The organism is Ramlibacter sp. (genome assembly GCF_028291745.1).
Lineage (GTDB): Bacteria > Pseudomonadota > Gammaproteobacteria > Burkholderiales > Burkholderiaceae_C > Ramlibacter.
In genome coordinates this window covers 205,600-220,435 of sequence record NZ_JAQGNQ010000056.1, presented here as the reverse complement: position 1 = coordinate 220,435, position 14,836 = coordinate 205,600, and the positions used below count along the sequence as shown (strand labels likewise).

General features: G+C 69.5%; 14 protein-coding genes. 5 read left to right on the top strand and 9 right to left on the bottom strand.

Features of this window, described 5'->3' with window-relative positions; all coding sequences use genetic code 11:
* Positions 1-31: 31 nt before the first annotated feature.
* From JWP60_RS10130 to JWP60_RS10120, 3 genes are read left to right on the top strand one after another with little or no spacing between them, the layout of a single operon-like run.
* A complete protein-coding gene (locus JWP60_RS10130) occupies positions 32-1,414 on the top strand; it encodes a phosphomannomutase/phosphoglucomutase (protein WP_299790094.1) in 1,383 nt (460 codons plus the stop codon).
* Positions 1,411-2,397: a lipopolysaccharide heptosyltransferase I gene (waaC, locus tag JWP60_RS10125; RefSeq protein WP_299790091.1), complete on the top strand. Its 987-nt coding sequence runs from the start codon at positions 1,411-1,413 to the stop codon at positions 2,395-2,397. Before JWP60_RS10130 ends, waaC begins: the two co-directional genes overlap by 4 nt.
* A 2-nt stretch (positions 2,398-2,399) precedes the next feature.
* A complete protein-coding gene (locus JWP60_RS10120) occupies positions 2,400-3,641 on the top strand; it encodes a 3-deoxy-D-manno-octulosonic acid transferase (protein ID WP_299790088.1) in 1,242 nt (413 codons plus the stop codon).
* Between the two features lie 112 nt (positions 3,642-3,753).
* On the opposite strand, the gene JWP60_RS10115 is transcribed toward JWP60_RS10120, so the two are convergent.
* The 7 genes from JWP60_RS10115 to JWP60_RS10085 all read right to left on the bottom strand — a co-directional run bounded on the left by JWP60_RS10115 (position 3,754) and on the right by JWP60_RS10085 (position 12,117).
* A complete protein-coding gene (locus tag JWP60_RS10115; RefSeq protein ID WP_299790086.1) occupies positions 3,754-5,070 on the bottom strand; it encodes a TolC family outer membrane protein in 1,317 nt (438 codons plus the stop codon).
* A gap of 56 nt (positions 5,071-5,126) precedes the next feature.
* The gene (locus JWP60_RS10110) at positions 5,127-5,462 is read right to left on the bottom strand and encodes a rhodanese-like domain-containing protein (protein ID WP_299790084.1); all 336 of its coding nucleotides are present in this window, start codon (positions 5,460-5,462) and stop codon (positions 5,127-5,129) included.
* A 10-nt stretch (positions 5,463-5,472) separates the two neighbouring features.
* Positions 5,473-6,162, bottom strand: coding sequence for a protein-L-isoaspartate O-methyltransferase (locus JWP60_RS10105; protein ID WP_299790082.1), 690 nt, complete (start codon positions 6,160-6,162; stop codon positions 5,473-5,475).
* 15 nt (positions 6,163-6,177) lie between these two features.
* On the bottom strand, positions 6,178-9,378 hold the full coding sequence (locus tag JWP60_RS10100; protein WP_299790080.1) for an efflux RND transporter permease subunit: 3,201 nt from the start codon (positions 9,376-9,378) through the stop codon (positions 6,178-6,180).
* 13 nt (positions 9,379-9,391) lie between these two features.
* Positions 9,392-10,579 carry an efflux RND transporter periplasmic adaptor subunit gene (locus JWP60_RS10095; protein WP_299790077.1) on the bottom strand — a complete coding sequence of 396 codons (1,188 nt, stop codon included), beginning with the start codon at positions 10,577-10,579 and terminating at the stop codon, positions 9,392-9,394.
* Positions 10,576-11,265 carry a TetR/AcrR family transcriptional regulator gene (locus JWP60_RS10090; protein WP_299790074.1) on the bottom strand — a complete coding sequence of 230 codons (690 nt, stop codon included), beginning with the start codon at positions 11,263-11,265 and terminating at the stop codon, positions 10,576-10,578. The genes JWP60_RS10095 and JWP60_RS10090 overlap by 4 nt, the downstream gene beginning before the upstream one ends.
* An 87-nt stretch (positions 11,266-11,352) precedes the next feature.
* Positions 11,353-12,117, bottom strand: coding sequence for a YdcF family protein (locus tag JWP60_RS10085; RefSeq protein ID WP_299790071.1), 765 nt, complete (start codon positions 12,115-12,117; stop codon positions 11,353-11,355).
* A gap of 93 nt (positions 12,118-12,210) precedes the next feature.
* Here JWP60_RS10085 and msrA point away from each other — a divergent pair, with 93 nt between their 5' ends.
* Positions 12,211-12,747 (top strand): peptide-methionine (S)-S-oxide reductase MsrA, encoded by a 537-nt coding sequence (gene msrA, locus JWP60_RS10080; protein WP_299790068.1) that lies wholly within the window; start codon positions 12,211-12,213, stop codon positions 12,745-12,747.
* A 136-nt stretch (positions 12,748-12,883) separates the two neighbouring features.
* On the opposite strand, the gene pdxH is transcribed toward msrA, so the two are convergent.
* Positions 12,884-13,540: a pyridoxamine 5'-phosphate oxidase gene (gene pdxH, locus JWP60_RS10075; RefSeq protein WP_299790065.1), complete on the bottom strand. Its 657-nt coding sequence runs from the start codon at positions 13,538-13,540 to the stop codon at positions 12,884-12,886.
* Between the two features lie 26 nt (positions 13,541-13,566).
* Between pdxH and JWP60_RS10070 the strand changes: the two genes are divergently transcribed.
* Positions 13,567-14,103, top strand: coding sequence for a nucleotidyltransferase family protein (locus JWP60_RS10070; RefSeq protein WP_299790062.1), 537 nt, complete (start codon positions 13,567-13,569; stop codon positions 14,101-14,103).
* 53 nt (positions 14,104-14,156) lie between these two features.
* Here the strand turns inward: JWP60_RS10070 and JWP60_RS10065 are convergent, their stop codons facing one another.
* A complete protein-coding gene (locus JWP60_RS10065; RefSeq protein ID WP_299790059.1) occupies positions 14,157-14,741 on the bottom strand; it encodes a gamma-glutamylcyclotransferase in 585 nt (194 codons plus the stop codon).
* Positions 14,742-14,836: the final 95 nt, after the last annotated feature.

Below are 14,836 nucleotides of genomic sequence, written 5' to 3'. Positions count from 1 at the left end.
TGCATCCGACGCACTCCCACCGAAAACAACCATGCAGCTCAGCCCCAGCATCTTCAAGGCGTATGACGTCCGCGGCATCGTTCCCTCCACCCTCACCGAAGAGGTTGCGGAGGCACTGGGCCGCGCCTTCGGCACCATGGCCCGCAAGGAGGGCGAAAAGACGGTGGCCGTCGGCCGCGACGGCCGCCTGAGCGGTCCTTCGCTCAGCGCCGCCCTCGTGCGCGGCCTGGTCGCCAGCGGCGTCGACGTGATCGACATCGGCATGGTGACCACGCCGATGCTCTACTTCGCCGCCAACACGCTGGCCAACAGCGGCATCCAGGTGACCGGCAGCCACAACCCGAAGGACTACAACGGCTTCAAGATGGTGCTGGCCGGCCGCGCGATCTATGGCGACGAGATCCAGGCGCTGCGGCAGTTGATCGAGAGCTCCGGCTGGGACCAGCCCGCCAGGCCGGGCACCGTGCGCAAGGTCGACGTGCTGCAGTCCTATAGCGATCGCATCAAGGGCGAGATCAAGCTGGCGCGGCCGCTGAGGGTCGTGGTCGATTGCGGCAACGGCGTGGCCGGTGCGTCCGCGCCCGGCATCTTCCGCGCCATCGGCTGCGAGGTGATCGAGATGTTCAGCGAGGTGGACGGCAACTTCCCGAACCACCATCCGGACCCGAGCAAGCCCGAGAACCTGCGCGACCTGATCGCCAAGCTCAAGGAAACGGGCGCCGACCTGGGCCTGGCCTTTGACGGCGACGGCGACCGCCTGGGCATCATCACCAAGGGCGGCAACAACATCTATCCGGACCGGCAGATGATGCTGTTCGCGCAGGACGTGCTCTCGCGCGTGCCCGGCGCGCCCATCCTGTTCGACGTCAAGTGCACGCAACGGCTCGCGCCCGCGATCGCGGCCGCGGGGGGTGTGCCGATGATGTACAAGACCGGCCACTCGCTGATCAAGGCGAAGATGAAGGAAGTGAACGCGCCGCTCGGTGGCGAGATGAGCGGGCACATCTTCTTCAAGGAGCGCTGGTACGGCTTCGACGACGGCACCTATGCCGGCTGCCGCCTGCTGGAGATCCTGTCGCGCCATCCCGATCCGAGCGAGGTGCTCGACGACCTGCCCACCAGTTTCTCGACGCCCGAACTGAACGTGAAGTGCGAAGAGGGCGAGCCGCAGCGCGTGGTGACCGAACTGGTGAAGAAGGCCAGCTTCCCCGCCGCGCAGGTGACCACCATCGACGGCCTGCGGGTCGACTGGCCGGACGGCTTCGGCCTGATCCGCGGCTCCAACACCACGCCGGTGCTGGTGCTGCGCTTCGAGGGCCACACGCAGGAGGCGATGCACCGCATCGAAGGCGAGATGCTGGCCCTGCTGCGCACCGTCAAGCCCGATGCGCGGATCGGGGAAGCGGCCCATTGAGGATTCTCCTCGTCAAGCTGTCTTCGCTCGGGGACGTGGTGCAGACGCTGCCCGTCATCCACGACATCCGCTCGCAGGTCCCGGGGGCGAAGATCGACTGGGTGGTGGAGGAGGGCTTCGTGCCCCTGGTGCAGCAGGCGGCCGGCCTCGAGCGGGTGATTCCGGTCGCCTTGCGGCGCTGGCGCCGCTCGCTGTGGTCGGGGCACACCGGGCGCGAGCGGCGCGAAGCGCGCGCGCAACTGCGGGCGCAGGCCTATGACGCCGTCATCGACTTCCAGGGCTTGATCAAGTCGGCGGCAGTGGCGCGCCAGGCGCGCCTCGCCCCGGGGGGCTTCACGGCCACCTACGGCAACGGCAGCGACCTGTGCGGCTACGAGTGGCCGGTGCGCTTCCTGCTGCAGAAAACGCCGCCCATGCCGCGCCGTATCCATGCCGTCGCCCGTTATCGCCTGCTGGCGGCGCAGGCGCTCGGCTATCCGGCGCCCGAGGGGCCGCCGGTTTATCCCTGGACGCGCCATGCGCCCGCGCAGCCGCCCCAGGTGATGCTGGCGCATGGCACCACCCGCGCCGACAACGAATGGCCGGCGCGCGACTGGATCGCACTGGGCCGCACGTTGGCGGCCGACGGTTTCGAACTGCTGATTCCGCATGCCAGCGAGCGCGAGGCCGAATTCGCGCAGGCCCTCGCGGCCGGCATCGGCGCGGGCGCGCGCGTGCTGCCCCGCATGAGCCTGCCGGCGCTGCTGGAGGTGATGCGCGCCTGCTCGGGCCTGGTCGGTGTCGATACCGGCGTGGCCCACATGGGCGTCGCGCTCGACCTCCCGGTGGTGGAGATCTTCAGCCAGCCACGTTCCTTGCGCGCCGGGCCGGTGGGCCGCGCGCACCAGTGTTCGGTGGGTGGTGAGCGCGCACCGACGGCCGCTGAAGTGATCTCGGCCTGGCAGGCGTGCTGGCATGCGCGCGCCGACGCCGCGCTGGCGTGAGGATGTCGCGGGTCTACTCGCTCCTGATGACGGCGGCGCAACCGCTGCTGCGGCGCAAGCTGCGGCGGCGCGGGGTCGCCGAGCCGGGGTACCTGGAACACGTCGAGGAGCGCTTCGGCCGCTACCAGGCGGCCACGGAGCCCGGGCGGCTGTGGATCCATGCGGTGTCGCTCGGGGAAACGCGTGCCGCCGCCATCCTGATCGCTGCCTTGCGCCGCGCGCGGCCGGAGCTGCGACTGCTGCTGACGCACAGCACCGCGACCGGCCGCGCGGAAGGGCAGCGCCTGGTGCGCGAGGATGATGCGCAGGCCTGGCTGCCCTGGGACACGCCCCGCGCGGTGCGCGGCTTCCTCGATCATTTCCGCCCCGCCGCCGGCATCCTGATGGAGACCGAGGTGTGGCCCAACCTCGCCGCCGCCTGCCGGGCGCGCGACGTGCCGCTGGCGCTGGCCAACGCGCGGCTGTCGCCGAAGTCGCTGGCGCAGGCGCGTCGCCTGTCTCGCCTGGCGCGGCCTGCGTACGGCGCGCTGCGGGCGGTGTGGGCGCAGACCGAAAGCGATGCCCGCCGCCTCGCCGAAGCGGGCGCGACCGTGCAAGGCGTGTTCGGCAACCTCAAGTTCGACGCCGCGCCGGATGCCGCGCAACTCGCGCAGGGCCGCGACTGGCACGCGGCCGCGCCGCGGCCCGTGGTGATGTTCGCCAGTTCGCGCGAGGGCGAGGAGACCGAGTTCCTGCGCGCGATCGCATCGCGTCCCGGCGTGCAGTGGCTGCTGGTGCCGCGCCATCCGCAGCGCTTCGACGAGGTGGCCGCGCTGGTGGCGCAGTCGGGCCTCACCGTGTCGCGCCGCAGCGCCTGGCCCGATGCGCCCGCGCCGGCTGCGGTCTGGATCGGCGATTCGCTGGGGGAGATGGCGCTGTACTACGGGCTGGCCGACGTCGCCCTGCTCGGGGGCAGCTTCGCGCCCCTGGGTGGCCAGAACCTGATCGAGGCGGCGGCCTGCGGCTGTCCGGTGGTGATGGGGCCGCACACGTTCAACTTCAGCGAAGCGGCGGAACTGGCGCTGCAGGCGGGGGCGGCGCGGCGCGTGGCGACGATGGAAGAGGGCGTTCGCGTCGCCGTCGAACTCGCCCGCGATGCGGCCGCGCGCAGGGAGTCAGCCCAGGCCGGTGAGGGCTTCGCCGCCGCGCATCGCGGTGCGGCGCAGAAGACGGTCGATGCGGTGCTGGCGCTGCTGGCGCCGTAGGGTGGGATGCGCGCAGCGCACCCCACCATGGCCTCGCGACGGTGGAGTGGCCTGCGGCCATTCCACCCTACCCCAGGGCAGGTGCTGAAGGCACGCCACCCAGGCGCGTCCCTCAGGGGGTCAACAGCGCATTCAACCGCGCCAGGTCTTCCGCCTGCAGCGTCCCGTTCGCCTGCCGCAACTTCAGGTGTCCCAGCAGCACGTTGTAGCGCGCCTGCGCCAGGTCGCGCTTGGTCTGATAGAGCTGGCTTTGCGCGTTCAGCACGTCGATGTTGATGCGCACGCCCACCTGGTAGCCCAGGCGGTTGGCGTCCAGCGCGCTCTGGCTCGAGGCTTCCGCGGCCTCCAGCGCGCGCACCTGGCCCTGGCCCGAGGCCACGCCGAAGTAGGCCGTGCGCACGGCCTGTGCCACTTGCCTGCGGGTCGCTTCCAGGTCGGCGCGGGCCTTGTCTTGCAGCGACAGCGTTTCGCGGATGCGGTTCTGCGTCGCGAAGCCGGTGAAGAGGGGCAGGTTGAAGGCGATGCCGACGCTGCCGCTGCGCGGGCGCGTGTCGCCCAGCGTGGTGGTGGTGCCGCCCAGGTTGTTGTTCAGGCCGTAGCTGGTGGTGAGGTCCACCGTGGGCTTGTTGCCCGCGCGCGCCTTCTCGGTTTCCAGTTCGGCGATCTCCACGGCCCTGCGCGCCTGCTGGATCGCCGGGTTCGCCTCGTCGCCCGCGGCCACCCAGGCTTCGGGGTTCGCGGGCTGCGGCGCGGGCACTTCGATCGGCGTGGCCAGCGGATTGGGCTGCGTGTTGTCCTTGCCCACCAGCGTGTCGAGCGCGATGCGCTTCACGCGCAGGTCGTTGTCGGCGGCGATTTCCTGCGCCAGCACCAGGTCGTAGCGGGCCTGCGCCTCGCGCGTGTCGGTGATGGTGGAGGTGCCCACTTCGAAATTGCGCTTGGCCGACGCCAGCTGTTCGGCCGTGGCCGCCTTCTGCGCCCCGATGAAGGCCAGCGTGTCCTGCGCCGCCAGCACGTCGAAGTAGGCCTGCGACACGCGGATCATCAGGTCCTGGCTCGAGGCCGTGAGCTGCGACTGCGCCAGTTCGACCAGGCGCTCCCCCTGCCGGTAGGTCGCGACGTTGGCCGGCCGGTACAGCGGCTGCGAGGCGCTGATCGCTGCCTGCTGCGTCGTGAAGCCGTGGTCCACCGACGTGTTCTCCAGGGTGCTGCGCGTGAGGCCGGCCGTCAGCGCGGCCTGCGGGAGCAGGCCGGCACGCGCCTGCGCGCTGCGAAAGACGGTGGCATCGTAGTTGTAGCGCGCCGACTGCCAGGTGGCGTCATAGGCCTGCGCCGCCTGGTACAGGTCCAGCAGCCCTTCGGCATGCGCCGGCGCCGCCAGCACGGCGCCGATCAACCCGGCCAGGGGTAACAGCCGCAGCACATTCATCGTCCGTCCGTCCTTCGCCAGGTTCTGCTCATCTTTGTTGCGCGTTGTAACACGGCTCAGTAAAGCGGAACGCCGGGATCGCGCTCGCGCGACCAGGCGTCGATTCCTCCCGCGATATTGGACACATCGGTGTAGCCCTGATGCGCCAGGAAGAGGGCGACGCGCTGGCTGCGCATGCCGTGGTGGCACAGGCAGGCGATCGGCCGGTCGTCCGGCAATTCAGCCAGGCGCGCGGGGATTTCCTGCATCGGGATGGCGATGACGTCGACGTCGTCGGGCTGCACATGCGCGGTCTGCACCTCCCAGGGCTCGCGCACGTCCAGCAGCAGCGGCCGCGCGGACTGGCCCTGTACCCATTGGTCGAACTCGCCGGGGCGCACCTGCGGAATCATCGCCGGCGCTTCAGAAGTGGAAGCGCGAGGCTTCGGGGAAGTGCGCCAGCCGCGGTGCCAGCGTGTCCCAGGGCTGGGTCGTGACGTAGGCGGCTTCACCGGTGCGGGTGATGAAGGTCGCGCGCATCACCGGCTCGTCACCGGTGATGGCTGCCAGCCGGCCACCCACCTTCAGTTGCGCCAGCAGCGCAGCGGGCACTTCGTGCACCGAGCCGGAGAGCAGGATCGCATCGAACGGTCCTTCCGCGGCCAGGCCCTTGGCGCCGTCGCCTTCCCGCACTTCGACGTTGGCAAAGCCCTCGCGCTGCAGGTTCTCGCGCGCCAGCCGGGCGAGTTCCGGATCCAGTTCCATGGTGATCACGCGCTGCGCACGGCTGCCCAGCAGGGCGGCCATGTAGCCGGAGCCGGTGCCGATTTCCAGCACCTTCTCATGCGCCTTGGGTGCCAGGTCCTGCAGCAGGCGCGCCTCCATCTTCGGCTCCAGCATGCACCAGCCGTTCTTCATGGCCTGCTCGGTGTCGGCCACCAGCGGGATCATCAGGTCCGAGAAGGCAAGCACCTTGTGCGCTGCCGGCACGAAGTCCTCGCGCCTGAGGTGCGACAGCAGGGCGAGGATGTCCAGGTCCAGCACGTCCCAGGGGCGGATCTGCTGCTCGATCATGTTGAAGCGGGCGCGTTCGAGGTCGGTGGTGGCGGTCATGGGTTTCGCAAGCGGTCAGGACAAACCGTCCATTTTAGAAGCGGGCACGGCAGCGGCTCCGGAGCCGCTGGCCGCCGGGGTGCGGCGGCGCCGCAGCCACTGGGCAAGGTCGTCGAGATAGCAGTACACGACGGGCACCACCACGAGCGTCAGCAGCGAGGACGTGATCACCCCGCCGATCACTGCCTGGCCCATGGGCGCGCGCTGCTCCGAACCTTCCGAGAGCGCGAAGGCCAGCGGCACCATGCCGAACACCATGGCCAGCGTCGTCATCAGGATGGGGCGCAGGCGGACGCGCGCTGCATGCAGCAGCGCCTGCGAGCGCTCCATGCCCTGCTCGCGCATGCGGATGGCGAAGTCCACCAGCAGGATCGCGTTCTTGGTGACCAGGCCCATCAACATCACGATGCCGATCACCGAGAAGATCGACAGCGTCGAGCCGAACATCAGCAGCGCCAGCACCACGCCGATCAGCGTGAGCGGCAGCGAGGTCATCAAGGCCATCGGCTGCAGGAAGCTCTTGAACTGGCTGGCGAGGATCATGTAGATGAAGATGACGGCCATCGCCAGCGCGGACACGGCGTAGCCGAAAGACTCCTTCATGTTCTTGGTCGAGCCGCTGAACTGGTAGCGGTAGCCGGGCGGGAACTGGATCGTGTCGAGTCGCGCGCGGATCGCGTCCGAGATCTCGCCGGCGGAGCGGCCGTAGGCATTGGCGTTGATCGCCACCTCGCGCTGCAGGTCGCGCCGGTTGATCTGGTTCGGGCCGGTCGATTCACGCACGCTGGCCACCTGGTTCAGGCGCACCACGCGCGAGCTGCCGTCGGCGTTGCTGCCCATGGCAAAGGGCAGGCGCTCGAGGTCCTGCGGCGTGGTGCGGGCGCCGGGCGCGAGCCGCACGTTGACGTCGTAGGTCTGGTCGTCGGGCGCGCGCCAGTTGCCCACGGTCTCGCCGGCAACCAGCGTGCGCAGCGAGGCCGCGATCTGGCCGACCGAGAGGCCGAGGTCGGAAGCCGCGTCGCGCTTCACCGCGACCGAGATCGTCGGCTTGTCCGCCTTGACGCTGGAGTCGAGGTCCACCAGGCCGGGGATGTCGCGGATCCGCTCGCTCACCAGCCGCGCGAGCCGCTCCAGTTCCTTGAGGTCCGTGCCCTGCAGCGAAAACTCCACCTGCTTGTTGCCGCCCACCGCGTCGAGCAGGCCGGCGTGCGTGACGGTGATGCCCGGCACGCTCTTCAAGCGCTCACGCAGGATCGCTGCCATCTGGTCGACGCTGCGCTGGCGCTGCTTGCGGTCGACCAGGCGCACATACACCGATGCGTAGATCTTGCCGACCTGGGTGCCGGTGTTGATGGTGGTGACCGTGTAGCGCACCTCGGGGAACTCGCGGATGATCGCTTCCACCTGGCGCGCCTTGGCCTCGGTCAATTCGAGCGAGGAGCCGACCGGCGTGTAGAAGTTCAGGCTAGTCTCGGAGTAGTCGGCCTTGGGCACGAACTCGGTCCCGAGCAGCGGCACCATCAGGATGCTGGTGGCGAAGATCGCGATCGAGGCCAGCACCGTCGCCAGCTTGTGCCGCAGCGCCCAGCGCAGGGCGTCCTGATAGGCCTGCGCCAGCGACTCGGTGGCACGGTCGAACCAGCCGGTGACGCGGCCTATGCTGCGGTCGTACAGCGTGAGCTTGTCCTTGCGCTGGCCGTGCGCCGCGGCCTCGGGGTCGTGCCACACCGAGGACAGCATCGGGTCGAGCGTGAAGCTCACGAACATCGAGATCAGCACCGCCGCCACGATGGTCACGCCGAACTCGTGGAAGAACTTGCCGATGATGCCGCCCATGAAGCCGATCGGCAGGAACACGGCCACGATCGAGAAGGTGGTGGCCAGCACCGCCAGGCCGATCTCCTGCGTGCCATCGAGCGCGGCCTGGTAGGGCGGCTTGCCCATCTGCACGTGGCGCACGATGTTCTCGCGCACGACGATGGCGTCGTCGATCAGCAGGCCCACGCACAGCGACAGCGCCATCAGCGTGACCATGTTGATCGAGAAGCCGAAGGCGTACATGAAGAGGAAGGTGCCGATCAGCGCGATCGGCAGCGTGAGCCCGGTGATGACGGTGGAGCGCCAGGAATTGAGGAACAGGAAGACGATCAGCACCGTCAGCAGCGCGCCCTCGATCAGCGTGTGCCGCACGTTGTCCACCGACACGCGGATCGGCCGCGCGGCATCCGCGACCGGCTCGAGCTTCACGCCGGCCGGCAGCTGCGACTGCATGTCGGCCAGCGTGCTGGTGAGGCCGTCGACCACGGCAATGGTGTTCTCGTCCTGCGACTTCTGCACCTGCAGCAGCAGCGTGCGCTGGCCGTTGTAGAGGGCCAGGCTCTCCACCTCCTGGCCACCGTCGGCGATGCGCGCGACCTGGTCCACGCGCACCGGCGCGTTGCCGCCGGCCGGCCCCTTGCGGGTGACGATGATCCGGCCGAAGTCCTCGGGCCGCTGCATGCGCGCATCGACCTGCACCACGCGGTCCTGTGCCAGCGAGCGGATCGCCCCCACCGGCAGGTCCTGGCTGTCGTTGCGCACGGCGCTGACGACCTGGTCGGCGGTGATGCCCAGCGCCTCCATGGCCGCGGGCTGCAGGTAGATGTCGATCTCGCGCTTGGTGCCGCCCACCAGCGTCACCTGGCCGACGCCGCGCACGTTCTCCAGCCGCTTTTTCAGGACCTGGTCGGCCCAGTTGGTCAGTTCGACCGGGCTCATGGGCCGGGCGCCCTTGCTGGCATCGGGCAGCACCGCCAGCGACCAGATCGCGCGGCTGGCCGGGTCGAAGCGCAGCACGCGCGGCTCCTTTACCTCGACGCGCAGGGTGGGGCGCACGGCCGCGATCTTCTCGCGCACGTCCTCGGCGGCCTTGCGGCCGTCGACGTACAGCTGGAATTCCAGCACCACCACCGCTTGCCCTTCGAGGCTGCGCGAGGTCAGGGCATTGATGCCGGCAATCGAATTGACCGCCTCCTCGATCTTCTTGGTGACCTCGCTCTCCACCACCTCGGGCGAGGCGCCCGGGTACTCGGCGGTGACCACCACGACCGGGAAGTCGATGTTGGGAAACTGGTCGACGTTCAGCCGCTGATAGGCGAACAGGCCCAGCACCACGATGGCGAGCATCACCATCGTGGCGAACACGGGGTTCTTCAGGCTGACGCGGGTGAACCACATAAGGGACCAGGGCTCAGGGGCTGCTGGATTTGCTCCCTCCCCCTCTGGGGGAGGGTTGGGGTGGGGGCGCTGCGGCCGCCCCAGTGAACTTCACTGCCGTGCCCTCCCGCAGCGGCCCCACATGCCCGCGAATCACCAGCGCGCCGTCCGGCACGCCGGTCACGGCCACCCAGCTTTCCTGGTCGATCTCGCCGCGCGCGCCGGTCTGCACCGCCCGGTGCGACACCTGCCCGTTCTCCACGACCTGCGCATAGGGCGCCGGCTTGTCGGTGCGCACCGCGGCGAGCGGCACCGCCAGCGCGGACGCACTGCCGGTCTTCACTATGCCCTGCGCGAACAGGCCCTGGCGCAATCCGGCCGTGTCGGCAATGGCCAGGTAGACCAGCACGCTGCGGCTGCCCGCCTGCGCGCTGGGATTGATCCGCACCACCCTGGCCGCCGCGGGCCGCTGGCTGCCTTCCACCTGCAAGGCCGCATCCTGGCCGACGCGCACGTCCACCGAGTCGGCGGCACTCAGCGTCGCTTCGACTTCGAGGCGCGAGAGGTCGACGATCTCGATCACGCGCGCATCGATCGCGACCCGCTCGCCGTTTTGCGTGAGCCGCTGCGACACCACGCCGGAGATCGGTGCGCGCAGGACGGTGTCCTCCATGCCCTTGCGGGCGAGATCGACCGCGGCCACCGCCGCCTGGTAGCTCGATTGCGCCCCTGCCAGCGTGCTGGCCGAGGTGTCCAGCGCAGTGCGCGAGATAAAGCCCTGGTCGACCAGGGCCTTGTTGTTGCTGTACTGGCGCTCGGCGATGTCGATCTGCGCCTTGGCCGCATCGGCCTGTTCCTGCGCCTGCTTCAGCCGCGCCTGGCCCTCGGCGGGATCGATGCGCGCCACCACCTGGCCCGCGCGCACCGGGTCGCCTTCGCGCAGCGCGAGGCCCAGCAACTCGCCCGCCGCGCGCGCCTTCACGTACGCGGAATCCACGGCGCGCAGCGAGCCCGAGACCGGCAGACCGCGCTGCAGTTCGCGCGTCTGCGCGCGCACCACGTCGCTGGCCGCCAGCTCCACGGCGGGCTGCGCCTTCTGGGCGGCGGCCTGCTGCTGCGCGATCTGCTGCGCGCGCCGCCCGCCCACGATGCGCCAGCCCGCGGCCGCCACGACGACGACCGCAAGCAGTACGAACAGCAGCGTCTTCCACCGGCTCTTCATGCGTCGTTTTCCTCCTGGCTCGCGCCGGGCACGCACAGGCCGTGCAGCAGGTTGTCGATCTGCGCCTGCACGTAGCGCTCGGGCTCGAGCGGATAGTCCTGCGGCGAGCAGGCGCCGAGCGAGTGCTTCATCATGATCAGGAAGATCATCGGCGCAATGATGCTGAACACGCTGTATTCCACGTCGATGGCGCGGAACTCGCCACGGGCCACGCCGCGCTGCAGGATGCGGCGGATCAGCTCGGTGCCGGGACGGATCACCTCCTGCTGGTAGAAGGCGGCGATGTCGGGGAAGTTGCGCGCCTCGCTGATGATCAGCTTGGTGATGCCCGAGGCGCGGGTGGCGCCTATGCGCTCCCACCACACGCGCATGCAGTAGCGGACCATCTCGGGGCTGGAGCCCTCGAAGCTGTCGAACTCCTCGTTCCACTCGGCAAAGCGGCCCGACAGATTTTCCCGGATCACCGCCTTGAACAGTTCTTCCTTGGTGGGGAAGTAGAGGAACAGCGTGCCCTTGGAGACGCCGGCGCGCGCCGCGACTTCTTCCGAGCGGGTCGCGGCAAAGCCCTTCTCGACGAAGAGGTCCAGCGCGGCATCCAGCAGTTCGCCGGGACGCGCTTCCTTGCGGCGGCCGCGGCGGGGCAGGAGGTCGGCGCTTGGCTCGACGGCAGGCTTGGAAGGGCGCATGGAAAGTTACTGACTGACTGGTTAGTAATATAGACGGCGCTGCCGGCGGGCGTCAAGCCGACCCAGCCATGGACAAGAGGAGAGCGATCAGTGAAGCGCTGCGACGGCGCGGCCGAGTGCCTCGCGAATGACCGTCCAGCAAAGCACCGCGCCATCGGGCGTCGGCAGCCATTCGAGCCACGCGTTCCCGCGTGCCGAAGGGAAGCCGGTCGGGGCCGGCAGGACCTCGAAGCCGGCCCGGCGGAATTCGCGCAGCGCCCGCGGCATGTGGAGGGCGCTGGTGACGAGCGCGATGCGGTGCACGCCCGCGGGCTGCAGCAGTTGCGCGCTGCGGTCCGCGTTTTCGGCGGTGTCGCGCGAGCGGTCCTCGGTCCAGCGCAGCGTCAGGCCGTAGTCCTCCTGCAGCACGCGTCGCGCGACCGAGGCTTCCGCTTCGCGCTGCGCCGGGCCATTGCCCCAACCGAGGCCGCCCGAAAATGCCAGCGGCTTGCCGCTTCGGCGTGCCAGCCAGGCGCCATAGCGCAGCCGCTCCATGCTGTGCGGGCCGAGCTGCGGCGTGCCGTATTCGGGCGCCTGCGGCAGCACGCCGCCACCGAGGATCACGATGGCCTGCACCTGCTGCAACTCCCGGGCTTGCACCACCGGGGTCGCGGGCGCGAGATGACGCGCGAGCAGCAGGCCGAAGCCGTTGGTGGCGAGGAGATACGCGAGCGCGATGGCCACGCTCGCAAGCCAAAGTCCCGCGGCGCGTCGGCGGGTTGCCAGCGCGATGCCGATCAGCGCGAACAGCAGGGGGCCGGCCGGGGGCAGCACCAGCGCGGCGAGCACGGGCTTCCACTCACCGGCTTGCATGATTCGTGTCCTGGTCGGTGTCGCTGGCGTGCATCGCCGCGGATGGTAAGCGAGCGGGCGGAGCGGCTACAGTGCACCTATGGAGAACCGAGCATGAGCGACTTGCAAACGATCGTCCTGGGTGGCGGCTGCTTCTGGTGTACCGAGGCCGTCTACAAGGAAGTGCGCGGCGTCACGGACGTCGAATCCGGCTACAGCAACGGCGAGACGCAGCACCCGAGCTACGAGCAGGTCTGCACCGGCCGCACCGGCCACAACGAGGTGGTCAAGCTGACCTATGACCCGGCGCAGGTCAGCACGCGGCAGTTGCTGGAGATCTTTTTCATCATCCACGACCCGACGCAGTTGAACCGGCAGGGCAACGACGTCGGCACGCAGTACCGCAGCGGCATCTACACCACGACGCCGGAACAAGAGCAGGTGGCGCAAGAGATGATCCGCAGCATCAACGAGGAGAAGCTGTTCGGCCGCGAGCTGGTCACGGAGGTGCAGCCGCTGACGAACTACTCGCCCGCCGAGGAGTATCACCAGGACTTCTTCGAGAAGAACCCGACGCAGGGCTATTGCCTGGCGGTGGCGGCGCCGAAGGTGGCGAAGTTTCGCAAGACGTTCACCGAGCTGACCCGCTGAGTTTCTTTACTCCTTCCCCCTCCGGGGGAAGGTGGGGATGGGGGCGCTGGGGGCGCTCTGGGGGCGCTCGGCGTGCTTTCGTGGTCCCGGAGCGCCCCCACCCCAACCCTCCCCCGGAAGGGGAGGGAGCAAGACATCAGGGTGCCAGGCGCTGCCGCACCCATTCGCCGTCAGCCAGCCGATAGCGCAGCCGATCATGCAGACGGCTCTTGCGCCCCTGCCAGAACTGCCACTCGTCCGGCACCAGCCGATAGCCGCCCCAGTGCGGCGGCCGCGGTGGGTTCAGCAGAAACTGCGCGCCGTATTTCGCGGCATTGGTCACCAGCACGCTGCGTCCGGGGATCACCTGGCTTTGCGGACTGGCCCAGGCGCCGATGCGTGAGTCGAGCGGGCGGCTGGCGTAATAGGCATCGCTCTCGGCGTCGCTGGTCTTTTCCACACGGCCTTCGATGCGCACCACGCGCTCCAGCTCCAGCCAGTGGAACTGCAGCGCCGCATACGGGTTGCCGGCCAGCTCCACGCCCTTGCGGCTCTCGTAGTTGGTGTACCAGACGATGCCGCGCGCGTCGTAGCCCTTGATCAGCACCACGCGCGTGCTGGGACGCAGGTTGCCCGCCACCGTGGCCAAGGTCATTGCGTTGGGCTCGGGCACTTGTCCGGCAATCGCCTCGGTGAGCCACTGGTCGAATTGCTTGAGCGGGTCGGCGTGCGAAGCCTCCTCGCTCAGTTCGGCGCGCTCGTAGCTCTTGCGCAGTTCGGCGATGCGATCGGAGGTGCTGCTCATGGCGTCCATTTTCGCATCGGTGTTAGCGTGCGGGCATGTCCGTCGCTTCACCGATCGTGCTCGTGCTTGCCTCCGGCCGGGGCGAGCGCTTCCTGGCTTCCGGCGGCCACGGCTCGAAGTTGCAGGCGCTGCTGGCCGGGCAGACCGTGCTCGCGCACACGCTGGCAGCCGTGCGCGCGAGCGGCTTGCCCTGGCATGTCGAAGACGCCGGTCACCCCGGCATGGGCGACTCGATCGCTGCCGGCGTGCGCGCGACCGCATCGGCGGCCGGCTGGCTGGTGCTGCCCGGTGACCTGCCCCTGATCGCGCCCAGCTCATTGCTGGCAGTGGCCGACGCCCTGCGGCGCGCCGCTATCGTGCTGCCGATGCATCGCGGCACGCGCGGCCATCCCGTGGGCTTCGCGCGCGAACACGGTGCGGCGCTGCAGGCTCTCACGGGCACCGAAGGCGCGGCGGCGATCGTGCGCGCCTCGCAAGCGCTGAAGCTGGCGATCGACGATCCGGGGATCGTGATGGATATCGATACGGTGGCGGATCTGGCGCGGGCGGAGGCGCTGCTCGCATCGCGTTGACGCAGCGCACTCCACCATCGCCGCCCGGTGGTGTGCGCGTCGCGCATCCCACCCTACTTCTGGATCAGGCGCAGCAAGCGCTCCAGGTTGCGATCGCGGATCTCGTGCCGCTGCAGTTCCTCGAGCGTGCGATGCGCATAGTCGCGCGTCGTGCCGTAGATGCCCGAGGCAAGGGCGAAGATGGCGCGGTATTCCTCTGCGCTGAGCTCGCCGGTATGGTTGGGGCTCTTGCGCGAGAGCGTGAAGGCAAGCGCGCGCACCGGCCCTTGCGGCGTGTGCGCACTCAGCCAGCGTGGGTCGTACACGGCCATCGCCATCTCGCGGCTCCACAGGCGCGTGAGGGTCGCGGCGCCATGCTCCCGCGCGATGCGGAACACCACGCCGCGGCAGCATCCGCCCGAGAGCAGCCCGAACACCAGGCCGGGCCGCTCGGGCGTGCCGCGGTTGATGCGGCTCCACATCTTCAGCGCCCGATGCCAGCCATGCACGCGCGCGGGCCTTCGTTCCTCGAAGTCGAAGTCCGGTCGCCAGATGAGCGAACCGTAGCCGAAGAGCCAGAGGTCTTCGTGTCCACCCCACTCCGCGAGTGCCTGCTCCAGCATCGGGCCCGGGTCCCGCAACGGCTTCAAGGCTTCCATAGACGTCCCCGACTCTAGCGGACCGGCCGTGAAGTTGGTAACCGGTTCGTACCTCGGCGCCAGCCACAAGGCCGCGGCCGCGCGGTAGCATGCGG